The sequence below is a fragment of the Streptomyces sp. MGP-P1 genome (assembly GCF_057766565.1).
Genome location: NZ_JBYMEM010000007.1, coordinates 2198052 through 2220900 on the forward strand (window position 1 = coordinate 2198052; position 22849 = coordinate 2220900).

Consider the following 22849-nt stretch of genomic DNA (forward strand, 5'->3'; position numbering starts at 1 on the left):
CCTCAGCGCCGTCGCCCGGGCCCGGCCCGGGCGACACCCCCGCGAAACCGCCCGCACACTCCCTCCGCACGAAGGAAGCCGACCTCATGCTGCGCATCGCCGTTCCCAACAAGGGTTCACTCTCCGGGCCTGCGATGGCGATGCTCCATGAGGCCGGCTACCAGCAGCGCAAGGAGTCGAAGGAACTGGTCCTGGTCGACCCGGCGAACGAGGTCGAGTTCTTCTACCTCCGCCCCCGCGACATCGCGATCTACGTCAGCTCCGGCAAGCTCGACATCGGGATCACCGGCCGCGACCTGCTGCTGGACTCCGGGGCCGACTCCGAGGAGATCCTCCAGCTCGGCTTCGCCCGCTCCACCTTCCGCTACGCCACCAAATCCGGCACCGCGGCGGGCCCGCAGGACTTCGACGGCATGACGATCGCCACCTCCTACGAGGGAATCGTCGCCGCCCACCTCGCCGAGGCGGGTGTCAACGCCTCCGTCGTCCACCTCGACGGCGCCGTCGAGACCGCCATCGAGCTGGGCGTCGCCCAGATCATCGCCGACGTGGTGGAGACCGGCACCAGCCTGCGCAACGCCGGACTCGAAGTGATCGGCGACCCGATCATGACCTCCGAGGCCGTCGTCATCCGCCGCAACGGCGCCCCCGCCGACGACCCCAAGGTGCAGCAGTTCCTCCGCCGCCTCCAGGGCGTCCTGGTCGCCCGGTCCTACGTGATGATGGACTACGACTGCCGCGTCGAGCACCTGGAGCGCGCCGTCGCCCTCACCCCGGGCCTGGAGTCGCCCACCATCTCCCCGCTGCACCACGAGGGCTGGGTCGCCGTCCGCTCCATGGTCGCCGCCAAGGAGGCCCAGCGGATCATGGACGACCTGTACGAGCTCGGCGCCCGCGCCATCCTCACCACGGCCATCCACGCCTGCCGCCTCTAGGGGATGTCTCGCCGATCACGCCGGGCTCGCGGGGTCTGGTGCCGCACCTCGCGGCGTTGTCGTCGGTCGCCGACGCTCCTTCCCCAAGCTCTCCACTCCGTTCGAGCAGGGGAGACCCCATCCGACTCCCTCCTGTTGCCTTGCGATGCGCGGCACCAGACCCCGCTCCCTGATCCGGCCTGATCGGCAAGACACCCCCTAGCGTCCCGGCCCGCCCGCACCCCCCGAGAGAAGACCCGATGTCCGCGCCCAGGCCCGAACAGACCACCCTGCCGGTCACCTTCCGGCCCACCCTCACCCGGGTGGTCCTGCTGAGCACGGGCCTGGCGATGTTCGTCGTCATCACCGTCATCGCGCTGATGCTGGAGCGGCTGAACCCGGGGGAGCGGATCACCTTCGTCTTCGTCGCGGCGCTCTTCTTCGGCGTCCTGGCCCTGCTCAGCAGGCCCAAGGTCACCGCCGACGAGACCGGGGTCACCGTCGTCAACCTCACCCTGACCCGCAGGCTGGCGTGGGAGGAGATCCTCCGCGTCAACCTGCGCTCCGGCGACCCCTGGGTCTACCTCGACCTGAGCGACGGAACGAGCCTGCCCGCCCTCGGCATCCAGCCCGGCCTGGCCAAGCAGCAGGCCATCCGCGACGCCCGCGCCCTGCGCTCCCTCGCCGAGTCGCGCGGCTCCGGGACCGACGACACCCCGGCCGGCGGCTGAGACGACACCCCGCCGGCCGGCAGGCAGGCCAAGCAGAGGTCACCCGAAAGCCTCTGAGCCCCTGCCCGGCGCGGGGCCTTCTTGTCTACTCTGGTGGGCGGCGGCGCCCCGCGCGTCCCGCCCCGCCCGTTCCACGGCCCCACCCCGGGCCCGCGGGGCCTTACCTGCGACCCAAGGAGTGACTCCCTCCAGCAATGGACGGATCGTCCGGTAGTACCTGCGCCGCCCCTTCCCCGGAGGCGGCGGCCTCATGACCACCCCCCTGCTGCTCCTCGGAGCGGCCTTTCTCCTCATCCTCGCCAACGGATTCTTCGTGGCGGCCGAATTCGGGCTCGTCACCGTGGAGAAGCCCGACGCCGAACGGGCCGCCGCCGAAGGCGACCGACGGGCCCGTACCGTCGTCGAAGCCCTGCGCGAACTCTCCTTCCAGCTCTCCGGCACCCAGCTCGGCATCACCATCACCTCCCTGGTGGTGGGCATGCTCGCCGAACCGGCCCTCGCCCAGCTGCTCGCCGGCCCCCTCACCGCCGCCGGACTCCCCGCGGGGGCCGTCCCGGGTGTCGGCGTCGTCGTCGGCATGCTCCTGGCATCGGCCGTGCAGATGGTCGTCGGCGAACTGGTGCCCAAGAACTGGGCGGTCTCCCGGCCACTCCAGGTGGCCCGCTTCGTCGCCGGACCGCAGGCCCGCTTCGCCGCCCTCCTGCGACCGGTGATCACCCTCCTCAACGCCCTGGCCAACCGGCTGGTGCGGCTTCTGGGCGTCGAGCCCACCGCCGAACTGGCCTCCGCCCGCACCCCGGGCGAGCTGGTCTCCCTGGCTCGGCACTCCGCCGAGGCCGGAGCACTCGAACAGGACACCGCCGACCTCTTCGTCCGGACCCTCGCGCTGGCCGGTCTCACCGCCCAGCACGTCATGACGCCCCGGGTGAAGGTCAGCGCCCTGCACTCCACCGCGACCGCCGCGGACGTCCTCAACCTCACCCGCGCCACCGGCCTCTCCCGCTTCCCGGTATACCGGGACCGCATCGACGAGGTCATCGGCATGGTCCACCTCAAGGACGCCCTCGCCGTCCCCGCCCCCGAGCGCCTGCGCACCCCGGCCGGACGGATCGCCGTACCCCCGCTCCTGGTGCCCGGGACGCTTCCGGTGGAAGCGCTGCTGCGGCGGCTGCGCCACGAACAGCCGATAGCCGTGGTCGTCGACGAATACGGCGGCACCGCCGGTGTCGTCACCCTGGAGGACATCATCGAGGAGCTCGTCGGCGAGGTCCGCGACGAGCACGACGCCGAGGGCGCGGGCCGCCCCGAGCTGACCGCCGCCCCCGCCGAGGACGGTCGCCCGGTGTGGGACGCCGAGGGCAGCTGCCGGGTGCACACCCTGCGCCGCAGCGGACTCGACGTGCCCGAGGGGCCCTACGAGACCGTCGCCGGGCTCGTCGCCGGACTGCTGGGCCGCATCCCCGCCCCCGGCGACCGGGCCGAACTCCCCGGCTGGCGGATCTCCGTCCGCCAGGTCGGCCGCAACCGCGCCGAACGGGTCCGCTTCACCCGGGCGGCCGACCCGCTGCTGCCCGACCCGCTGCCGGACAGGGCCGCACCGGTACTGCTGGAGGCGGCGCGATGAGCATGCTCCAACTCTTCCTCGCCGCCCTCCTCGTGCTGGCGAACGGCTTCTTCGTCGGCGCCGAGTTCGCTCTCGTCTCCGTACGCCGCAGCCAGATCGAACCGCTCGCCGCACAGGGCTCCGGCCGGGCCCGCACGGTCCTGCACGGGCTGGAGAACCTGCCGCAGATGATGGCCGCCGCCCAGTTCGGCATCACCGTCTGCTCCCTCACCCTGGGAGCCGTCGCCGAGCCGACGCTCGCCCATCTCCTGGAGCCGGTCTTCCACGCGGCGCACGTCCCCGACGGGCTCGTCCACCCCCTCGGCTTCGCCCTCGCGCTCCTGTCCGTGGTCGTCCTGCACCTGGTCATCGGCGAGATGGTCCCGAAGAACCTCGCGATGGCCGCACCCGAGCGGACCGCACTGTGGCTGAGCCCCGGCCTGGTCGCCTTCGCCCGCCTCTGCCGTCCGGTCACCACCGCGCTGGGCGCCTGCGCCGGCCTGGTGCTGCGGCTGTTCGGCGTCGAACCGAAGGACGAGGTGGAGGCCGTCTTCACCAGCGAGCAGCTCAACCGGCTCGTGGAGGACTCCGGACAGGCAGGCCTCCTCGGACCGGAGGCGGCGACACGCCTGGAGGACGCCCTCGAACTGGGCAGCAGGCCCGTCACCGACGTCCTGCTGGAGCGGGCGACGCTGGTCACGGTCGACCCGTCGGTGACCCCCCGCCGGATCGAGGAGCTGACCGTGCGCACCGGTTTCTCCCGCTTCCCGGTCTGCGCGGACGGCGGCGGCCCCTGTCTGGGCTACCTCCACGTCAAGGACGTCCTGGAGCTGGAGGACGCCGACCGCGCGGTTCCGCAGCAGATCTGGCGCCCGATGGCGACGGTACGGGCCGAACTCCCGCTGGACGACGCCCTGACCGTGATGCGCCGGGCCGCGACGCACCTGGCGCAGGTCGCGGACGCCTCGGGCCGGATCCTCGGCCTGATCGCCATGGAGGACGTCCTGGAGACGCTGGTGGGGGAGGTCCATGACCCGGCCCACCGGACGGTCTCGGTGCCCCGCCGCACGGTGGAGACGCCGAGGACGCCGGAGCTTCCGGCGCCCGGAGCCCTCGTGCACTGAGGTGAGGCGACGCCGCGCCGGGAGCGGACGCCCGGCGCGGCCGTCAGCCCGCGCCCGGCTCCTGCTTCCCCCGGCCCACCGGGCCGCGCCCCGACAGCACCTCGCCGTAGGCCTGCATCAGGTCCGCCAGCCGCAGCGTCGACAGGTCCTGGCGGGTCAGCTCGCCCGGATAGCCGGAGAGCCGCAGATCGCGGTAGGCACAGCTCTTCTCGTACAGCGTCCGAAGGAAACGGCCGTTGCCCAGCTCGTCGATCCAGCCCTGGTCCACCACATGGCCGCTGATCGAGCGCAGTTCGTCCACCGCCTCCTCGTCCCAGACGTCGTCGTTCTCCGCCGCCAGCACGCTCCCGATCGCGGTGAGTTCGAGCGGCCGGTAGCTGGGGAAGTCGACCCGGCTGGTGAAGCGGGAGGAGAGCCCCGGGTTGGTGGCGAGCAGCCGGTCCATGCCCTCCGGGTATCCCGCGAGGATGACGACGAGATGGTCCCGGTTGTCCTCGGCCCGCTTGAGGAGGACCTGGAGCGCCTCGTCGCCGTACGCGTCGCCCTTGCTGTAACCGGAGTTGGCCAGGCTGTACGCCTCGTCGACGAACAGCACCCCGCCCAGGGCCGAGTCGATCAGCTCGTTGGCCTTCACCGCCGTCTGCCCCAGGAACTCACCCACCAGGTCGGAGCGTTGGGCCTCGACCAGATGATCGCCGCCGAGCAGCCCGAGGGCGTAGAAGACCCGGCCCAGGATGCGTGCCACGGTGGTCTTGCCGGTGCCGGAGGGGCCGGAGAAGACGAAGTGACGCTTCGGCGGCTGGACCGGGAGGCCCTGCTCGGCCCGCAGCCGGGCCATGTTCAACTGCGCCGAGAGCGCCTTGACCTGCCGCTTGACCGGTTCGAGACCGACCATGCGCTCCAACTGCGCCAGCGCGTCGGCCAGCAGCGAGGGATCGCTGGGCCCGGCCGGGAAGGGCGGCGGCTTCCGGGCCTTGGTGCGGCGGGCGCCCTCGACGGGGGCGGGCGAACCGAGGACCGGCTCGTCGCCGAGCAGCCCCGGGTCGCTCATCGGCCAGGACTCCCGCCCGTCCACCGGATCGGCGCCGAGCAGCGCGTCGCCCTCCGGCTGCGCCGCCGTCCCCGACGCACCCGAACCGAAACCGGTCAGGGTCACGGCGGCCAGGTCAGCCGACTCGTCGTACCCGTCGCCCTCCACGAGCGCGGCGAGCCGGGCGGAGGTGTCCATGAAGGCCGGGTCGACCCGGTGCACCGCCCGGTACAGCGGCAGGGCGGCCGCGCTGCGCCCCGTGCCCTCGTGGGCCCGCGCCAGCCAGTAGCGCAACTCCTTGCGCTGCGGCTGTTCGCTGCGACAGCGCATCAGCGCGGCCGACAGCAGGGGCTCCGCCTGCCCGAACATCTCCAGCCGCACCCGCGCCATCCCGCCGAACAGACCCGCTTCGATGCCCAGCATCGGATCGTCGACGAGCTGCTCGGTGCAGCGCACCAACTGCTCCCAGTCCTTGACCAGATAGGAGCGGCAGGCGTGCAGGAACCGCACCTGCGGATCCGCGTCCACCGGCGGCAGCCCGGCCAACGCCCGGTCCAGCTCCGGCACATGGCGTCCGTCCAGCCAGTGCGAGGCGTGCGCGAGCAGCAGATCACGCCGGCTCTCCAGCACCGGCTGCACCCACCAGCCGAGCCAGTACCAGGAGTTGAGCGTACGTCGGTGGCGTGCGCGCTGTTCGCCGAAGCGGTCGCGGTGCCGGTACATGCGTAACAGGGCCGTAGTGGTGTCGATGCGGAGCGCGTGGAGGCCGAGCCAGCCGTCCGCCATGCTCGGATCGAACCGCACCGCGGCTCTGAACTCCTCCTCGGCCTGCGGGTAGGCGCCCATCGTGTAGGCGTCCATGCCGCGCAGCCAGGCGAGGTCGGCAGGGGCTCCAGCGCCCTGTGTGCCGATGTCCATCAGGTCCCCCACAAACCGTGCCCCCAGGATGTCCCGCCCGCACAGCATGCCCACCGGAGCGTGCTGAATCACGGCGTGGAGGAAGGGAATTGACCACACCGAGGTGCATCGTACCCGCGCACGGGGAGGCGGACGCCCGATGGCCGACCCCTGAGGTGGTGACCCAGGGTGAGTGAATCGCTCTGCGTGGTCGCCGGGGTGGCGGGGGGAGCACAGGGCGAAGCCCCCGATCACGGGGGAACAACCGGGGGCTTCGCGTCCATGGGGGCTCCGAAAAGCCGCACAATGAGAACGTAAGACCAGTAAGGCCCCCCGGTCAAGCGGAGTTGGGGCACTTCCGGGCCGATTTCCGACTGCTCAGTATGGCGGGACGTTCTGGCTACCGTGCGTGACGGTTCGGTTCACTCCCGCTGTCGCGCGGGGCCCCGCCAGCCACGCGTACCCCTCTGGCAACTGGCGTACCAGAGTGTCGGCGTACGGCCGTGAGGGATCCTCGGCGAAATGCCGGGCCTCGGCGAGCGTCCACCCGTCCCAGAATCCGGTGAGCCCGGTCCCGTCCCGCCGCCGGCCACGCTCCCAGGACACCTCCCGGTCCAACTCCATCCAGCAGAGCGCCGCCAGCCACGGGCGCACCTGACGGCGCCCCGCGCCGACCCCCTCCACCAGCACCACCGGCGCCGGTTCCAGGGTCCGCGCCGGGCCGAAGCGCCGCTCCGTCCAGTCGTACGGGGCGTAGCGGGCGCTCTCGCCGCGCGAGAGGGGCAGGATCACCTGCTCCCGCAGCCGTCCCGTCCAGCCGAACAGCTCCTCGTGCGTGGCGAGGTCGTCCAGATGGAGGACCGGCGCACCGCCCAGCGCCGCCGCGAGTCGGGCGGCGAAGGTGCTCTTGCCCGAACCGGCGTGTCCGTCGACCGCGACGAGCCGCACCGGCCCGCAGGAGGGGGGCAGTGCGGAGAGTTCATCGGCGTGGCGGGCCAGGTCGTCCATGGCTCCAGGGTACGTTCCGGCACGGAGGCGCCCGGGGTCCACCGCAGGTCACGCCAGTGGTCCAGACCCATATTCGGTCCTTGCGGCGACTGCGGAACACTGGCCCGATCCGGCCGCGAACCGGGATAGTTGGCGCACCGCACGGCACCCGCAGACCACCTTCCGCATCCGACCGGGGGTCACGCCCATGACCAGTCCGACTTCGCGCAGAACCGTTCTGACCGCCGCGCTCGCCGCGGCGGCGGCCGCCGGCACGGTGGGAACCACCACGTTCGCGTCCGCCGCCCCGACCTCGCCCACCGGCTCCTCCGGGGCCCCGGCGCCCCTCGTGGACAACCGTTTCTGGCACACCTACACCGACTGGCGCTTCGGCACGGGCGACGGAACCCGGGTGCTTCCGGGGCCCCGGCCCGGAGTCGTGATCGCCACCCCGGCCGGCCGCACCGACTACACGGACCCGCACACCGGCAGGACGGCCGCCTGGGACTACGCCACCTGGACCTCCCCGGTGCACCGCTCCGCCGTCCCCGCCACCGAGGTGATCGCCTCCTGGAACGCCCGCACCCCGGCCGGCACCTGGATCCAGGTCGAGCTGAGCGGCGTCTACGCGGACGGCACCGCGACCCCCTGGTTCGTGATGGGCCGCTGGGCGGCGGGCGACGGCGACATCCGCCGTACGTCCGTCGACGGCCAGGGCGACCCGTACAGCTCCGTGTGGACGGACACCTTCTCGGTGGACGATCCCGCGAGCGGCGTCCGCCTGGTCTCCTACCGGCTGCGGCTCACGCTGTACCGCACCCCGGGCAGCCGCCTCACCCCGACCGTCTGGCGGGTGGGCGCGATGGCCTCCGACGTGCCCGACCGCTTCACCGTGCCCGCGAGCACTCCCGCGCTCGCGCGCGAACTGCCCGTGCCCCGCTACTCGCAGAACATCCACATCGGGCAGTACCCCGAGTACGACAACGGCGGCGAGGCGTGGTGCAGCCCCACCTCCTCGCAGATGATCATCGAGCACTGGGGCCGCCGCCCCACCACCGAGGACCTGGCCTGGGTCAAGCCCGGCCTGCCCGACCCCCAGGTCTGCCACGCCGCCCGCCAGACCTACGACTACCAGTACGAGGGCTGCGGCAACTGGCCGTTCAACGCCGCCTACGCCGCCACGTACCGCGACCTGAACGCCGTCGTCACCCGGCTCGGCTCGCTCACCGACGTGGAGCGGCTGATCCGCGCCGGCATCCCCGTCATCACCTCCCAGTCCTTCCGCGAGGAGGAACTGACCGGCGCCGGATACGGAACGGCCGGCCATCTGATGACGGTCATCGGCTTCACCCCCGAGGGCGACGTCATCGCCAACGACCCCGCTTCCCCCGACAACGACGCGGTACGCCGCGTCTACCGGCGGCGCGAATGGGAGAACATCTGGCTGCGGACCAAGCGCTACGACGCGGGCGGCAAGGTCAGAAGCGGTACGGGCGGGGTGTGTTACGTCTACTGGCCGACCCGGACGACACCGGGACAGTGGCGCGTGCTGAGGGCGCTCGGCCTGCTGTGAGCGCGTGCGGCCGCGCGGCCGTACCCGCCGGGCGCGCGGCCAAAGTGCCATGACCGCAGGGGAGTTGCCGGAGGGCACCGCTATGTTGAACAGGTGACCGACATCAGTTCGCGCATCGACACATCCCGCCCGCACACGGCCCGGATATGGAACTACTGGACCGGCGGCAAGGACAACTACCCCGTCGACCGGCAGGCCGGAGACGAGATCCGGGAGCTGCACCCCGGGATCGGTGCGTACGCGAAGGAGGACCGCCTGTTCCTGGGACGGGCGGTCCGGCACCTGGCCGAGCGGGAGGGCATCACGCAGTTCCTGGACATCGGAACGGGGCTGCCCAGCGCCGACAACACCCACGAGGTCGCCCAGCGCACAGCCCCCGACGCCCGTGTCGTGTACGTGGACAACGACCCGCTTGTGCTGGCCCACGCCCAGGCCCTGCTGGTCGGGACGCCCGAGGGGCGCATCGACTACCTGGACGCCGATCTGCGGGACGTCGACGCGATCCTGGCGGCCGCGGCGAAGACGCTCGACTTCTCGCGGCCGGTGGCGCTGATGCTGCTCGGGGTCGTCATCTTCATCGAGGACGACGAGGAGTCGTACGGACTCGTCCGCCGGCTGATGGACGCGCTCGCTCCCGGCAGCCACCTCGTCCTGTCCCACACGGTCAGCCACCCCGACATGCCGGACGTCGACGAGGCGGTGGCGTTCTGGAACGAGCACGGGACGCCGAAGCTCACGCAGCGGACCCCGGACGCCGTGGCGCGCTACTTCGAGGGCCTGGAGCTGCTGGAGCCCGGGGTCGTGCCGTGCTCCGCGTGGCGGCCCGCGACACCGACGCCGGACGTCGCGATGTACGCGGGCGTCGGCCGCAAGTGAAGGCCGGTCCCGGTGGTCCGTCGGGCGGCGGGGCCGGTGTGGCGTGCCCCACTGCCCGCTTCCGCCCGCTCGGCCCGTCCCGGCCCGTTTTCCTTGCCGTACCTGCGGAGCGCGACGCCCGCAGAGGCTCGGCCCGCCTGGGGCCGTGACCGGGATCTCGTTTTCCGTGGCGCCGGGTGCTGGCACTCTGGTCGGGTCACGGGGGACCCCAGCCGAAGCCGTACGAAGAGCGAGACGCCATGACCGCGACCACCGCCGCAGGAAACGCCCACCACGCCCGCCGCGCGCGCACCGGCGGCCCCGAGGACGGCTCGAAGCTGATGGAGCACATCGTCGGCTGGGCCTTCGTGGTCGTGTTCGCGATGCTCGTCACCCAGCTCGGCCTGCTGTGACGGCCCGACTCCGATCACGGGTACGGGGCAGGGCGTGCGAGTGGGGCGGGCCCTGCGAAAGGGCGGGGAGCCGTCCGGCACCCCGCCCCTTTCCGTCCGTCGATCCCGCGAAGGCCGGCGGATCGCCTTGATCGGCTCGCCGTTCCCGGTGTCACCGCTCAGCTCCCGGAAGAACGTGCCTCCCAGGCCCTGTTCGTTCTCGTAGTTCATCTTGGTGCCGATGGTCTCCGGGGTGACGCAACTCCACCAGTCGGTGCAGCAGTGTGCGTACGCCGTACCGGCCCCCTTGCCCGTGGCGGGCCGGCGTGGGGGGTGCGGGTGGAGCCGCGGCCGGGAGTCCCCTTTTTGGCATGGGCACGATAGGCGTCCGATGGAACCGTAGGACTAGACCAGTTGGGCCAATGGTTCGGACCAACTCGCCGATGGTTCGCGGCCGTCGCGGACCGTCCGGCCTGCGCGGTTGCCCCCCGTGACGGGAGGCATTCGATCGGGCATACTCGACCCGCCACAGCCGATCACCGCGCCACCCGTGACCCGGGAAGGCAGGATCGGCCGGGCAGTCTGTCTTTCCCGGGCCACTTCCGGGAGATCACCTGGCGGCGCCTCTCCCACCCCGAGCGAGTGACCGCCGCAACGCCCGACAGGGAGGAGAGCGCCGTCATGTCCGACCGTGCCCCGCAGCCGGTGGAACGCCGTCTGCCCACCGAGGAGTCCCGGCAGCTCGTCGCGCTCGTCCGCGACATCGTGTCGAAGGAGATCGCTCCCCGGGCGGCCGAGGAGGAGGAAGCGGGCGTCTTCCCCCGCGAGGTCTTCACCCTCCTGTCCGAGGCCGGACTCCTGGGACTCCCGTACGACTCCAGCCATGGCGGCGGCGACCAGCCCTACGAGGTCTACCTCCAGGTCCTGGAAGAACTGGCCGCAGCCCGGCTCACCGTCGGTCTCGGCGTCAGCGTCCACTCCCTCGCCTGCCACGCCCTGGCCGGATACGGCACCGACGAGCAGCGCGCCACGCACCTGACGGCGATGCTCTCCGGGGGCCTGCTGGGCGCCTACTGCCTCTCCGAACCAGCCTCGGGCTCCGACGCCGCCTCCCTGCGCACCAAGGCCGTGCGGGACGGGGACGACTGGGTCATCACCGGGACCAAGGCCTGGATCACCCACGGTGGCGTCGCGGACTTCTACACCGTGCTCGCCCGCACCGGAGTCGAGGGCCCCCGCGGCATCACGGCCTTCCTCGTCCCCGGCGACGCCGAGGGGCTGAACGCGGCTCTCCCCGAGAAGAAGATGGGGATGAAGGGCTCGCCCACGGTCCAGCTCCACTTCGACGGCGTACGGGTCGGCGACGACCGGCGCATCGGTGAGGAGGGCCAGGGCTTCGCCATCGCCCTGTCCGCGCTCGACTCCGGGCGCCTCGGCATCGCCGCCTGTGCCGTCGGGGTCGCCCAGGCCGCCCTGGACGAAGCCGTCCGGTACGCCACGGACCGGCGGCAGTTCGGCCGCCCCATCGCGGACTTCCAGGGGCTGCGGTTCATGCTCGCCGACATGGCCACCCAGATCGAGGCCGGCCGGGCGCTGTACCTGGAGGCGGCGCGGCTGCGGGACGCGGGGGAGCCCTTCTCCCGGCAGGCCGCCATGGCGAAGCTGTTCTGCACGGACGCGGCCATGCGGGTGACCACCGACGCCGTCCAGGTGCTCGGCGGCTACGGCTACACGCTCGACTTCCCGGTCGAACGCCTGATGCGCGAGGCGAAGGTGCTCCAGATCGTGGAGGGCACCAATCAGATCCAGCGCATGGTCATCGCGCGCCACCTCGCGGGTCCCGAGACGCGCTGAACCGCAGCGGCGTCTCGGGCCACGGGGGCAGTGCCGCGGCCTGGCGCCACTCCGGGTCGCGGCTCCCCGGCAGGGTGCGGCCGTCGCTCTCCCACTGGCTGAGCAGTGCGCTGTAGATCGGCGGGTCGGTGGGGGCGCCCACGGGCGAGGTCCCTGCGGAGCGGGGCAGCGACGGTGTGGGCGTTCCCGGTTGCGGAACCGATTCTTCGGCGGCGGGTACGGAGAGCCGGCGGCGACCCGAACCGACTGTTGAATGCGGCGTGGTCATACGAGGCCAACGCGGCGGGGCGGGCCGGGGTCACTGCCGCGCCGATTCGAGCGCTCGTTCGCGGGTGCCGCCCCCGGTCGCCGACGGCCGGCGGCTGCGGTGTCTCGGGCACCGCAGCGGCCAGGGCGTGTTTAGAAAGTCCCGCCCGCCCCGCGGCACAGGGCCGCCCTCCGGGCGACGACGGGAGTTCGACGACAGGAGCTGGGCTGTCGTAGTGCTGGGCAGCGCGTACGGCGTACGGGTCAGGCGGCCTCGCGCCGCATCCCCGGCACGCGCAGCGGACGGGAGCCGGGCCCCCCGGCGTGCGAGAAGGGCTGCATCCGCCAGTCGAGTCCCTGGGGGAGCGTCAACAGCAGCCCCGCCTCCTGCTCCTGGAGTTCCAGCGTCTCGTCCGCGGGCCTGGCGTCGCTCACGCCGCGGCCGGTTCCGGCGCATACGGTGAGGACGAACGGGTTCCACGGCGTGGGGCACCGGGCGTGCTCCGGCAGGACGTCCTCGTCGGCCAGCAGCGCGATGGGCTGGGCGCAGTCCGGGCAGATCACCCGGACCATCTCGAACATGTCGTACGCGTCGTCGCTACCGTCGTCGTCCGGATCAACAGGCTCCGGTTCGGTACGTTCGGTGAGCTTCAGGCTCTGCATGGAAATTCCCCCCTCGGGTGGGCCGACAAGGCGCCACGGCCTCGACCACAGCAAGCACTTCCCGCCGTGCATCCCCGATAACCGCGAGGCGGCCCGCTACCGACCCGCGAGCATGTGGCATTCGTCACATGCGGCGCGCAGGTGCCGAACCGTGACCCGCGCGACTGTGCCGAGCGGGGCCCTGGGCCGTAGGTTGATCCACATGGAGGAGCTGGACCGTCAGATCGTTGAGTTGCTCGTCAAGGACGGGCGGATGAGCTACACCGACCTGGGCAAGGCCACGGGCCTGTCCACTTCGGCGGTTCATCAGCGCGTCCGCCGACTGGAGCAGCGCGGGGTGATCCGCGGCTATGCCGCGGTCGTCGACCCCGAGGCCGTCGGGCTGCCCCTGACCGCGTTCATCTCGGTGAAACCGTTCGACCCGAGCGCACCCGACGACATCGCCGAACGGCTCGCCGGAGTGCCCGAACTGGAGGCCTGCCACAGCGTCGCCGGGGACGAGAACTACATCCTCAAGGTGCGCGTGGCGACCCCGCTGGAGCTGGAGCACCTGCTCACCCGGATCCGCACGCTCGCCGGCGTGTCCACCCGGACCACCGTCGTCCTGTCCACCCCGTACGAGGCCCGGCCCCCGCGTATCTGAGCGGCGGGCCGCGCGACGCGGAGGAGGGGGCCGGGGGCCTGGCGGCGGCCGACAGGCGCGAGACTGGTCCCATGAGCCAGAGCACCGCCCCCCAGAGCGCCCCCGAACACCGCACCGTGCTGTTGCGCGGCGGAGACGTCCACAGCCCCGCGGACCCGTTCGCCACCGCGATGGTCGTCGAACGCGGCCATGTCGCCTGGGTGGGGTCCGAGGGAGCCGCCGACGCCTTCGCGAGCGGCGTGGACGAGGTGGTCGACCTCGAAGGCGCCCTGGTCACCCCGGCGTTCACCGACGCCCATGTGCACACCACCGCCACCGGCCTGGCTCTGACGGGGCTCGACCTCTCCGGCGCCCGCACCCTGCCCGAGGCCCTCGGCCTCGTCCGTGCGTTCGCGAACGGGCGCCCGGCCGGGGACGTCCTGCTCGGACACGGCTGGGACGCCGCCCGCTGGCCCGAACGGCGTCACCCCTCGCGCGCCGAACTCGACGAGGCGGCCGGCGGCCGGGCCCTGTACCTGCCGCGGATCGACGTGCACTCCGCGATCGTCACGACCGCTCTGCTCGACCTCGTCCCCGGCGTCACCGCGATGACCGGCTACCACCCGGACGCGCCGCTCACCGGCGACGCCCACCACGCGGTACGGGCCGCCGCCCACGGCGCGCTCCCGGCCGCCCAGCGGGAAGCCGCGCAGCGCGCCGCCCTCGACCACGCCGCCTCCCTCGGCATCGGCAGCGTGCACGAGTGCGGGGGGCCGGAGATCTCCGACGAGGAGGACTTCACCTCGCTGCTCGCCCTCGCCGCCGAGCGGCCCGGACCCCGCGTCCTCGGCCTCTGGGCCGAGGAGATCGCCGACGAGAAGGACGCCCGGCGCATCCGCGAACTGGGCGCGATCGGCGCGGCCGGCGACCTGTTCGTCGACGGTTCCCTCGGCTCGCACACCGCCTGCCTGCACCGGCCCTACGCGGACGACCCGCACACCGGCACCGCGCACCTGGACGCCGCGAGGATCGCCGCCCATGTCACCGCCTGCACCGAGGTGGGCCTCCAGGCGGGCTTCCACGCCATCGGCGACGCCGCCGTCACCGCCGTGGTGGACGGGATCCGGGCCGCCGCGGGGACGCTCGGCCTCGACCGGATCCGGGCCGCCCGCCACCGCGTCGAACACGCCGAGATGCTCACCCCCGAGACGATCGCCGCCTTCGCGGAACTGGGCCTCACCGCCTCCGTCCAGCCCGCCTTCGACGCCGCCTGGGGCGGCCCGGAGGGGATGTACGCCGAGCGCCTCGGCGCCGAGCGGGCCGCCACCCTCAACCCGTACGCGGCGCTGCTGCGGGCCGGTGTGCCGCTGGCCTTCGGCTCCGACAGCCCGGTCACCCCGCTCGACCCCTGGGGCACCGTGCGGGCCGCCGCCCACCACCGCACCCCGGAGCACCGCATCTCGGTCCGCGCCGGGTTCACCGCGCACACCCGCGGCGGCTGGCGGGCCGTCGGCCGCGACGACGCGGGCCTCCTGGTGCCCGGCGCCCCGGCCGACTACGCCGTCTGGCGCACCGCCGAACTCCTGGTCCAGGCCCCCGACGACCGGGTCGCCCGATGGTCCACCGACCCCCGGTCCGGCACGCCCGGCCTGCCGGATCTCACCCCCGGGGCCGACCTTCCCGTCTGCCTGCGGACCGTGGTCTTCGGACAAACGGTCTACGTGCGACCGAACGAGTGACGTCGGGACATTTCGTACCGCCGATCGATGGCCCGATCGCTGGTCCGCGACCTGCGGCCCGTCCGTACTGACCAGGCGATTTTGGAAGAAGTCGCAGGTCGCACGGGTGTTGACAGAAAGCGCCCACGGGCCGGTAGGTTCGGCCGGGTCCACCACAGGACGTCCGTCCGGTTGAACCTCCACGCAGTCGTCGAACGCCGCTGGGTCATGAGGTGGTGTGCCGCACCGGCCCACCACCGCCGACAGCCAGGTTCAGCGCCCGCGCCTCGGGGGCGAGGGAAGGTTCCAGCCGGACGGAGGGTGGGACCCGGGTGGGGCCCGGACGTTCAGTAGACAACGGCTTTCGGTCGACCCGCAGCCAGCGGGTCCCAGGTCGGCCCGAAGGGCGCCGGGCCCCGATCCGAAGTTCCGACGCCTTCTCCCGCGCCTTCTCCCACGTTTTCTCCCGGAGGGGGTCTCCGTGTCCCGGGCCCGTGTTCTGTCCGCAGTTCCACGGTTCTGTCCGCGCCGCGCCGCGCGCCCGCGCGACCGCGTCGGCGCCCGACGGCGGTGCGCTGGATATGGTGTCCCCCTGTGTACGGACTCTAAGGGGCAGTAGTGAACGACGGCGGTCAGAGGCAGTTCGGCCCGCTCGGCAGGGTTCTGGTGATCATTCCGACCTACGACGAGGTCGAGAACATCGGGCCGATCGTCGACCGGGTGCGTACCGCCGTCCCGGATGCCGACATCCTGGTGGCCGACGACAACAGCCCCGACGGCACCGGCAAGGCGGCCGACGAGATCGCCGCGGCCGACGACCAGGTCCACGTCCTGCACCGCAAGGGCAAGGAAGGGCTCGGCGCCGCCTACCTCGCGGGCTTCGCCTGGGGCTCCGAACACGGCTACGGCGTGCTCGTCGAGATGGACGCGGACGGCTCCCACCAGCCCGAGGAGCTGCCCCGGCTGCTCACCGCGCTGAAGGGCGCCGACCTGGTCCTCGGATCCCGCTGGGTGCCGGGCGGCCGCGTGGTCAACTGGCCCAAGAGCCGTGAGGTGATCTCGCGCGGCGGCAGCCTCTACTCCCGGCTCGCCCTCGGCCTCTCCGTCCGGGACGTCACCGGCGGCTACCGCGCCTTCCGCACCGGGACGCTCGACGGCCTCGGACTGGACGAGGTCGCCTCGCAGGGCTACTGCTTCCAGGTGGATCTCGCCCGCCGTGCGGTCGAGGCGGGCTATCACGTGGTCGAGGTCCCCATCACCTTCGTCGACCGGGAGATCGGCGACTCCAAGATGAGCCGGGACATCCTCGTGGAGGCGCTGTGGCGGGTCACCGGCTGGGGCATCAGCTCCCGCGCGAACAAGGTCCTGGGCCGCAAGACCCTCTAGGTCCTGTCGTCGAACTCCCGTCTGCCCCGCGGCGCCCTGCACGCACTCTCGCCGCACCGGGCCCACGCCCGAGTACGTCCAGTACGAGGACGTGAGCCCGGCACGCCGAGAGCACGCACCTGACCCCCCAGGGCCGCCCTCCGGGCGACGACGGCAGTTCGACGACAGGACCTGGGCCCCGCACCGGCGAACGCCGAAGCTCCGGACCGGCGAACGAGGGCCGCGGCCCGACCGGCTTCATGATCACCCGCTTACGCCGTTCGCACGCCCGTACAGGCACACTGGGGACATGACGACCGGCACTCCGCCCCCGACCCGTCCCCGGCGCTCGCGCGCCCGTAGATTCCTGCCGCTGGCCCTGGCCGCCTGGCTGGTCCTGGAGGTCTGGCTCCTGACCCTGGTCGCCTCGGCCGCCGGCGGCCTCGTCGTCCTGCTGATCCTGGTGGCCGGGGCCGCGCTCGGCGCCGCGGTCATCAAGAGCGCGGGCCGACGCGCCTTCAAGAACCTGACCGAGACCCTTCAGCAGATGCCTGGGCAGCCCGGCGCCCCGGCCACGCCGCCGACCGAGTCCGCGGGCGGCAAGGGCTCCCGGGGCAACGGGCTGCTGATGCTGGGCGGGCTGCTGCTCCTGATCCCCGGTCCGATCTCGGACGCGGCCGGACTGATCCTGCTGGTGCCGCCGGTGCGCACCATGGTCAGCCGGTACGCGGAGCGCTCGCTGGAGCGCCGCATGCGGGCCGCGACGCCCGGGGGCCTCTCGGACGCCTTCCAGCAGGCCAGGATGGCCCGACCGGACGGAAAGGTCGTCCAGGGCGAGGTCATCCGCGAGGACGGCTCCCCGGCGCCCTCCGGGCCCGACGAGGCCCCCCGGGGCCCCCGCCCGCCCCTCACGCCCTGACGGGGGGCTCCCGGCGTGCCGGGGAGCCATGCCGTCGGGACCATGCCTCGGGGCATACCGAAGAGCCGCGGGCCGTGACACAGGTTCTGTGTCACGGCCCGCGGCTCTTGGCGCTGTGTTGTGCTGTGCGGTACTACGCGGTCAGGCAGACTTCCTGCTGTCCCGCGGGTGCACGGCGATGTTCATGGCTCCGGAGCGCAGAACCGCCAGCCTCTCGGCCAGCACCTCCTCCAGCTCCTCGCGGGTGCGCCGCTCCATGAGCATGTCCCAGTGCGTGCGCGCCGGCTTGCCCTTCTTCTCCTCGGGGCCATCCCCGTCCACCAGGAGTGCCTGGGCGCCGCACGCCTTGCACTCCCACTCCGGCGGAATCTCTGCTTCTACCGAGAACGGCATCTCAAATCGATGTCCGTTCTGGCATGCGTACTCCACCGCCTGGCGCGGGGCCAGATCGATGCCGCGGTCCGTCTCGTAGCTGGTAACCACAAGTCGCGTGCCGCGGAGAGCTCGCTCACTCATGAATCGTGCCTCCCGGGCTTGTCGCCCACAGGACAAAATGTCGCTGTCGTCGTCATCCGGTCAACGTCCGGTCGGCGGTAAAGATTCCCGTTGCCGGTCATGCGTCGCCCGTCGTGCCGCTGCTTTATCTGGGTTGAGTACCCGCGCATGCCCGGTTTGTCACCTCTGGTGGAAGTTGTCACTCAACGGTTGAGCCGCTTCCACTGGCAGTAACGGTCCTTCCGGGCAGGCCAAAGACGTATACTACCGCCCTTTGACTTCAACGTCTAAATCCGTTCCGGCACGGGGTTGCCCGCGGCCTCCACCGCACGCCTCACCGGGACCCGCGCGAGCAGCACCGCGCCGAGCGCGAAGAACACGATCAGCGAGATGATCGCCTCGCGATAGCTGCCGGTCAGCTGGTACGCCAGACCGAACACCAGGGGCCCCAGCCAGCTCAGTCCGCGGTCGCTCAGCTCGTACGCGGAGAAGTACTCCGCCTCCTTGCCGCGCGGCACCAGGTGCGAGAAGAGCGACCGCGACAGGGCCTGGCTGCCGCCCAGCACCAGGCCGATCGCCGCCGCCAGAGCGAAGAAGAACGCCGGAGCGTCGGCGGGCAGCAGATAGGCGGAGATCAGGATGAGGGTCCAGATCACCAGCGATCCCAGAATGGTGCGCTTCGCGCCGTACGTCCGGGCGAGCCGCCCCATGCCGAGCGCCCCCGCCACCGCCAGGATCTGCACCAGCAGCACGGCGACGATCAGCGTCGTCTGATCCAGGCCCAGCTCCTCGGAGCCGTACAGCGAGGCCTGCGAGATCACCGTCTGGATCCCGTCGTTGTAGACGAGATAGGCGAGCAGGAAGGAGAGCGTCAGCGGGTGGCGCCGCATGTCGCGCAGGGTCGCTCTCAGCTGCTGCCACCCGGATCCGACCGCTCCCTCGCCGCCCGGCGATATCCGGCGGTCACGCAGTCGGCGCAGCGGTACGAGGGTGAACGCGCCCCACCACACCCCGGCCGAGGCGAGGCAGATCCGCACCGCGTCGGACTCCGCGAGCCCGAAGGACGCGTGGCCGGTGTACAGGATCAGGTTGAGGACCAGGACGACGGCGCCCGAGGTGTAGCCGAAGGCCCAGCCGCGCGAGGAGACCGCGTCGCGCTCCTCCGGCTCGGCGATCTGCGGCAGATAGGCGTTGTACAGGACCATCGACACGGAGATGGAGGCGTTCGCCACGATCAGCAGGAACGCGCCCAGCAGATAGCGGTGGCCGTCCAGGAAGAACATCCCCGCCGTCGCCGCGGCCCCCGTGTAGGCCGCCGCCGCCAGCAGCGGCTTCTTGCGCCCGGTACGGTCCGCCGCCGCGCCCACGATCGGCATCAGCACGACGGCCGCCACGATGGAGGCCGAGACGGAGTACGCGAACAGCGAACCCGCGCGCACGGGTATGCCCAGCGGGTGCACGAACCCGTCGGGATCGGCCGCCGCCTTGGCGATCGACGTCAGATACGGACCGAGGAAGACGGTCAGCACGCTGGTGGAGTAGACGGAGCACGCGAAGTCGTAGAAGTACCAGCCGTGCTGCTCGCGTCTGCGGGCGGCCGCCGTCCCGTCGTCCGGCGGCTGCCCGGCCGGATCGGCCTTCCCTGTGGTCCCGGTGCTCAAGCCGCGCCCCCTCGGTCGTCCCCTGTGGACGTGGACGGACCGGGCGTCAGGACCATGCCCCCCGCTCGCTCAGCACCGTACGCAGCGTCTCGATGTGATCGGTCATGATGCCATCCACGCCGAGGTCCAGGAGCGCCGCCATCCGCTCCGGTTCGTTCACCGTCCAGACGTGCACCTGGAGCCCGAGCGCGTGCGCCGTGCGGACGAAGCGGGCGTCCACCACCGGTACGCCGCCCTGCCGCTCCGGGACCTGGGCGCAGACCGCGCCCGCGCGCAGCGCCGCCCGGATGCCGTACGAACGCAGACGCAGCCCCAGGACGCCGCGCACCCCGTACGACGTGGCGAGCCGGGGGCCCGCCAGGCGGTGGGCGCGGGCCACCCGCGCCTCCGAGAACGAGCCGACGCAGACCCGGTCCCAGGCATCGGTGCGACGGATCAGGCCGAGCAGCGGCTCCAGCGCCGATTCCGCCTTGAGGTCCACGTTCCAGCGGGCCCCCGGGAACTCCTCCAGGAGATCCTCGAAGAGCGGGAGCGGCTCGCTGCCCCCGACCCGGGCCCGGCGCACCTCGCTCCAGGGCAGCGCGGAGATCCGGCCCCGGGCATCGGTGACCCGGTCCAGCGTCGCGTCGTGGAAGGCGACGAGACGGCCGTCCGCCGTGGTGTGCACATCGGTCTCGAAGTAGCGGTAGCCCGCCTCGGACGCCCGGCGGAAGGCGGTCGCGGTGTTCTCCACGCCGGCCGCGGCCCCGCCGCGATGGGCGAAGGCGATCGGCGCCGGGTGGTCCAGATAAGGGTGGCTCGGATTCACTGCGGCAGTATGGCCTGCCCGGACGCCGGGTCGGCAACGGGGCCGGAACCGGCGGGCGGCGCGGGGGTGGACGGCTCGCCCGAGGCGACGGTGACGCCCGGTCCGGCGGGCTCGGGGAGCGCGAACATCCGCAGGAAGAACTGGGCCAGCGGGCCGATGGCCAGTGCGTACAACACCGTGCCCGCCCCCAGCGAACCGCCCAGCAGGAACCCGGTCACCACGACCGCCACCTCGATCGCCGTGCGGACCAGCCGGATGGAACGCCCGGTGACCCGGTTCAGCCCGGTCATCAGCCCGTCGCGAGGCCCCGGCCCGAACCGGGCCGCGATGTAGAGACCGGTCGCCACCCCGTTGAGCACGATGCCCAGGACCATCACGGGAACGCGGAACCCGAGCCCCGCCACGTCGCCGACCACGGCGAGCGTCCCGTCCATCGCCAGCCCGACCACGAAGACGTTCGAGACCGTGCCGAGCCCCGGCCGCTGGCGCAGCGGGATCCACAGCAGCAGCACCACCGCGCCGACGACGATCGACACCACGCCGATCGATATCCCGGTCAGCTCGGCGAGGCCCTGATGCAGCACACCCCACGGCTCCAGGCCCAGTTCGGCCCGCACCAGGAGCGCGGAGCTCGCCCCGTACAGCGTCAGGCCGACGTACAGCTGGACCAGCCGCCGGGTGAGGTGAGTGGTGCTCCGGCCGGTGGTCCTGGCCACGTGGTGCCCCCTGCTGTAGTGGTAGTGGACTGCTTCGTGCCACTCTGTGGCAGGGGATCGGTCGCCAACTATGGCCAATTTGAGGAAGGTGGACTGATTTTGATGGCGCAGTGGACATCGACGGTGGGGGCGGCCCAGCTCGCCCGGCAGCTCAGGTCGCAGCAGGCCCGGCCCATCGGGCCCGGCGGCCGCAAGCCGCCCGCCTACCGCGCGCTCGCCGACGGGGTGCGGCTGCTCGTCCTGGAGGGCCGGGTCCCGGTCGCCGCCCGCCTCCCCGCCGAACGCGAGCTGGCCCTCGCCCTGGCCGTCAGCCGTACGACCGTCGCGGCGGCCTACGAGGCGCTGCGCGCCGAGGGCTTCCTGGAGTCCCGGCGCGGCGCCGGCAGCTGGACCGCCGTCCCGGCCGGCAACCCGCTGCCCGCCCGCGGCCTCGAACCACTGCCGCCGGAGTCGCTCGGCTCGATGATCGACCTGGGCTGTGCGGCCCTGCCCGCGCCCGAGCCCTGGCTGACCCGCGCGGTCCAGGGGGCCCTGGAGGAGCTGCCGCCGTACGCCCACACGCACGGCGACTACCCGGCCGGACTGCCCGCCCTGCGGCAGATGATCGCCGACCGCTACACCGCGCTCGGCATCCCGACCATGCCCGAACAGATCATGGTCACCACCGGCGCGATGGGCGCCATCGACGCGATCTGCCACCTCTTCGCGGGCCGCGGCGAACGGATCGCGGTCGAGTCCCCCAGTTACGCCAACATCCTCCAGCTGATGCGCGAGACGGGCGCACGCCTCGTCCCGGTCGCGATGGAGGAGGGGCTCGGCGGCTGGGACATGAACCGCTGGCGCCAGGTGCTGCGGGACGCCGCGCCCCGGCTCGCCTACGTGGTGGCCGACTTCCACAACCCCACCGGCGCGCTCGCCGACGAGCAGCAGCGCCGGGACCTGGTGGACGCGGCCCGGTCCGCCGGAACGGTCCTGGTCGTCGACGAGACCATGAACGAACTGCGCCTGGACGCCGACATCGACATGCCGCGCCGCGTCTGCGCCTTCGACCCGGCGGGCAGCACGGTCCTGACCGTCGGCTCGGCCAGCAAGGCCTTCTGGGCCGGTATGCGCATCGGCTGGGTGCGCGCGGCCCCCGACGTCATCCGCAGCCTGGTCGCCGCCCGCGCCTACGCCGACATGGGCACCCCCGTCCTGGAACAGCTCGCCATCAACTGGCTCATGGGCACGGGCGGCTGGGAACAGGCGGTCGAGGTCCGGCGCGGCCAGGCGCGGGAGAACAGGGACGCCCTGGTCGAGGCGGTGCGCCGGGAGCTGCCGGACTGGGAGTTCGCCGTGCCGCGCGGCGGACTGACGCTGTGGGTGCGGACCGGGGGCCTCTCCGGATCGCGACTGGCCGTGGCCGGCGAACGGGTCGGCGTCCGGGTGCCGTCGGGCCCCCGCTTCGGTGTCGACGGGGCCTTCGAGGGATACGTACGGCTGCCGTTCACGGTCAGCGGGCCCGTCGCGGACGAGGCGGCCGTACGGCTGGCCGCCGCGGTGGACCTGGTGCGTTCCGGGGCGGGCGTGGGGGCCGACGCCCCGCGCAGCTTCGTGGCCTGAGCGCTTCCGGGCCGCGCGCGGACACCCGCGGGCCGGGAGGCGGACCGTCGACGGTCCGCCTCCCGGCCCGCGGT

General features: G+C 72.5%; 20 protein-coding genes and 1 pseudogene. 13 read left to right on the forward strand and 8 right to left on the reverse strand.

Going from position 1 to position 22849, the window contains the following annotated elements; all coding sequences use genetic code 11:
- The first annotated feature begins 86 nt into the window (after positions 1–86).
- The 4 genes from hisG to AC3CH1_RS31440 all read left to right on the forward strand — a co-directional run bounded on the left by hisG (position 87) and on the right by AC3CH1_RS31440 (position 4372).
- Positions 87–935: an ATP phosphoribosyltransferase gene (gene hisG, locus AC3CH1_RS31425; RefSeq protein WP_488465963.1), complete on the forward strand. Its 849-nt coding sequence runs from the start codon at positions 87–89 to the stop codon at positions 933–935.
- Between the two features lie 239 nt (positions 936–1174).
- Positions 1175–1645, forward strand: a complete 471-nt coding sequence (locus tag AC3CH1_RS31430) for a PH domain-containing protein (RefSeq protein ID WP_488465964.1) — start codon at positions 1175–1177, stop codon at positions 1643–1645.
- 250 nt (positions 1646–1895) lie between these two features.
- Positions 1896–3269 carry a hemolysin family protein gene (locus AC3CH1_RS31435; protein ID WP_488465965.1) on the forward strand — a complete coding sequence of 458 codons (1374 nt, stop codon included), beginning with the start codon at positions 1896–1898 and terminating at the stop codon, positions 3267–3269.
- Entirely contained in the window at positions 3266–4372 is a 1107-nt protein-coding gene (locus AC3CH1_RS31440) for a hemolysin family protein (protein WP_488465966.1), read from the forward strand. Before AC3CH1_RS31435 ends, AC3CH1_RS31440 begins: the two co-directional genes overlap by 4 nt.
- A gap of 43 nt (positions 4373–4415) precedes the next feature.
- Here AC3CH1_RS31440 and AC3CH1_RS31445 read toward each other — a convergent pair whose 3' ends face one another.
- Together AC3CH1_RS31445 and AC3CH1_RS31450 are read right to left on the reverse strand one after the other, a co-directional pair.
- Positions 4416–6320, reverse strand: coding sequence for an AAA family ATPase (locus AC3CH1_RS31445; protein WP_488466781.1), 1905 nt, complete (start codon positions 6318–6320; stop codon positions 4416–4418).
- Positions 6321–6677: 357 nt separating this feature from the next.
- On the reverse strand, positions 6678–7307 hold the full coding sequence (locus AC3CH1_RS31450; RefSeq protein WP_488465967.1) for a uridine kinase family protein: 630 nt from the start codon (positions 7305–7307) through the stop codon (positions 6678–6680).
- Between the two features lie 187 nt (positions 7308–7494).
- Here AC3CH1_RS31450 and AC3CH1_RS31455 point away from each other — a divergent pair, with 187 nt between their 5' ends.
- From AC3CH1_RS31455 to AC3CH1_RS31465, 3 genes are all read left to right on the forward strand, one after another.
- Positions 7495–8859 (forward strand): C39 family peptidase, encoded by a 1365-nt coding sequence (locus tag AC3CH1_RS31455; RefSeq protein ID WP_488465968.1) that lies wholly within the window; start codon positions 7495–7497, stop codon positions 8857–8859.
- Between the two features lie 93 nt (positions 8860–8952).
- Positions 8953–9735: an SAM-dependent methyltransferase gene (locus AC3CH1_RS31460; RefSeq protein ID WP_488465969.1), complete on the forward strand. Its 783-nt coding sequence runs from the start codon at positions 8953–8955 to the stop codon at positions 9733–9735.
- 239 nt (positions 9736–9974) lie between these two features.
- A complete protein-coding gene (locus AC3CH1_RS31465; protein WP_488465970.1) occupies positions 9975–10127 on the forward strand; it encodes an SCO1431 family membrane protein in 153 nt (50 codons plus the stop codon).
- Positions 10128–10247: 120 nt separating this feature from the next.
- Here the strand turns inward: AC3CH1_RS31465 and AC3CH1_RS31470 are convergent.
- Positions 10248–10427: pseudogene (locus AC3CH1_RS31470) on the reverse strand (chitinase); the annotation flags it as partial.
- A gap of 360 nt (positions 10428–10787) precedes the next feature.
- On the opposite strand from AC3CH1_RS31470, the gene AC3CH1_RS31475 reads away from it, so the two are divergent.
- Positions 10788–11960, forward strand: a complete 1173-nt coding sequence (locus AC3CH1_RS31475; protein ID WP_488465971.1) for an acyl-CoA dehydrogenase family protein — start codon at positions 10788–10790, stop codon at positions 11958–11960.
- 510 nt (positions 11961–12470) lie between these two features.
- Here AC3CH1_RS31475 and AC3CH1_RS31480 read toward each other — a convergent pair.
- Positions 12471–12869 carry a hypothetical protein gene (locus tag AC3CH1_RS31480; protein ID WP_488465972.1) on the reverse strand — a complete coding sequence of 133 codons (399 nt, stop codon included), beginning with the start codon at positions 12867–12869 and terminating at the stop codon, positions 12471–12473.
- A 202-nt stretch (positions 12870–13071) separates the two neighbouring features.
- Here AC3CH1_RS31480 and AC3CH1_RS31485 point away from each other — a divergent pair, with 202 nt between their 5' ends.
- The 4 genes from AC3CH1_RS31485 (at position 13072) to fxsA (ending at position 17493) form a co-directional block, all read left to right on the forward strand.
- On the forward strand, positions 13072–13512 hold the full coding sequence (locus tag AC3CH1_RS31485) for an Lrp/AsnC family transcriptional regulator (RefSeq protein ID WP_010057405.1): 441 nt from the start codon (positions 13072–13074) through the stop codon (positions 13510–13512).
- Between the two features lie 71 nt (positions 13513–13583).
- Positions 13584–15230, forward strand: a complete 1647-nt coding sequence (locus AC3CH1_RS31490; RefSeq protein WP_488465973.1) for an amidohydrolase — start codon at positions 13584–13586, stop codon at positions 15228–15230.
- Positions 15231–15827: 597 nt separating this feature from the next.
- Complete coding sequence (locus AC3CH1_RS31495; protein WP_488465974.1) at positions 15828–16595, forward strand: polyprenol monophosphomannose synthase; 768 nt, start codon at positions 15828–15830, stop codon at positions 16593–16595.
- 289 nt (positions 16596–16884) lie between these two features.
- On the forward strand, positions 16885–17493 hold the full coding sequence (fxsA, locus tag AC3CH1_RS31500; protein ID WP_488465975.1) for an FxsA family membrane protein: 609 nt from the start codon (positions 16885–16887) through the stop codon (positions 17491–17493).
- 141 nt (positions 17494–17634) lie between these two features.
- Here fxsA and AC3CH1_RS31505 read toward each other — a convergent pair whose 3' ends face one another.
- The 4 genes from AC3CH1_RS31505 to yczE form a co-directional block, all read right to left on the reverse strand.
- Entirely contained in the window at positions 17635–18009 is a 375-nt protein-coding gene (locus AC3CH1_RS31505; protein WP_003959706.1) for an RNA polymerase-binding protein RbpA, read from the reverse strand.
- A gap of 266 nt (positions 18010–18275) precedes the next feature.
- Complete coding sequence (locus AC3CH1_RS31510; protein WP_488465976.1) at positions 18276–19649, reverse strand: MFS transporter; 1374 nt, start codon at positions 19647–19649, stop codon at positions 18276–18278.
- A gap of 46 nt (positions 19650–19695) precedes the next feature.
- On the reverse strand, positions 19696–20457 hold the full coding sequence (locus AC3CH1_RS31515) for a glycerophosphodiester phosphodiesterase family protein (RefSeq protein ID WP_488465977.1): 762 nt from the start codon (positions 20455–20457) through the stop codon (positions 19696–19698).
- Positions 20454–21173: a membrane protein YczE gene (gene yczE / locus AC3CH1_RS31520; protein ID WP_488465978.1), complete on the reverse strand. Its 720-nt coding sequence runs from the start codon at positions 21171–21173 to the stop codon at positions 20454–20456. Before yczE ends, AC3CH1_RS31515 begins: the two co-directional genes overlap by 4 nt.
- Before the next feature lie 102 nt (positions 21174–21275).
- Between yczE and AC3CH1_RS31525 the strand changes: the two genes are divergently transcribed.
- Complete coding sequence (locus tag AC3CH1_RS31525) at positions 21276–22775, forward strand: SCO1417 family PLP biosynthesis transcription factor (protein ID WP_488465979.1); 1500 nt, start codon at positions 21276–21278, stop codon at positions 22773–22775.
- Positions 22776–22849: the final 74 nt, after the last annotated feature.

Coding starts and splice junctions, on each gene's coding strand:
- hisG (WP_488465963.1), top strand. CDS start 87: ATGCTGCGCATCGCCGTTCCCAACAAGGGTTCACTCTCCGGGCCTGCG.
- AC3CH1_RS31430 (WP_488465964.1), top strand. CDS start 1,175: ATGTCCGCGCCCAGGCCCGAACAGACCACCCTGCCGGTCACCTTCCGG.
- AC3CH1_RS31435 (WP_488465965.1), top strand. CDS start 1,896: ATGACCACCCCCCTGCTGCTCCTCGGAGCGGCCTTTCTCCTCATCCTC.
- AC3CH1_RS31440 (WP_488465966.1), top strand. CDS start 3,266: ATGAGCATGCTCCAACTCTTCCTCGCCGCCCTCCTCGTGCTGGCGAAC.
- AC3CH1_RS31445 (WP_488466781.1), bottom strand. CDS start 6,320: ATGGACATCGGCACACAGGGCGCTGGAGCCCCTGCCGACCTCGCCTGG.
- AC3CH1_RS31450 (WP_488465967.1), bottom strand. CDS start 7,307: ATGGACGACCTGGCCCGCCACGCCGATGAACTCTCCGCACTGCCCCCC.
- AC3CH1_RS31455 (WP_488465968.1), top strand. CDS start 7,495: ATGACCAGTCCGACTTCGCGCAGAACCGTTCTGACCGCCGCGCTCGCC.
- AC3CH1_RS31465 (WP_488465970.1), top strand. CDS start 9,975: ATGACCGCGACCACCGCCGCAGGAAACGCCCACCACGCCCGCCGCGCG.
- AC3CH1_RS31475 (WP_488465971.1), top strand. CDS start 10,788: ATGTCCGACCGTGCCCCGCAGCCGGTGGAACGCCGTCTGCCCACCGAG.
- AC3CH1_RS31480 (WP_488465972.1), bottom strand. CDS start 12,869: ATGCAGAGCCTGAAGCTCACCGAACGTACCGAACCGGAGCCTGTTGAT.
- AC3CH1_RS31485 (WP_010057405.1), top strand. CDS start 13,072: ATGGAGGAGCTGGACCGTCAGATCGTTGAGTTGCTCGTCAAGGACGGG.
- AC3CH1_RS31490 (WP_488465973.1), top strand. CDS start 13,584: ATGAGCCAGAGCACCGCCCCCCAGAGCGCCCCCGAACACCGCACCGTG.
- fxsA (WP_488465975.1), top strand. CDS start 16,885: ATGACGACCGGCACTCCGCCCCCGACCCGTCCCCGGCGCTCGCGCGCC.
- AC3CH1_RS31505 (WP_003959706.1), bottom strand. CDS start 18,009: ATGAGTGAGCGAGCTCTCCGCGGCACGCGACTTGTGGTTACCAGCTAC.
- AC3CH1_RS31525 (WP_488465979.1), top strand. CDS start 21,276: ATGGCGCAGTGGACATCGACGGTGGGGGCGGCCCAGCTCGCCCGGCAG.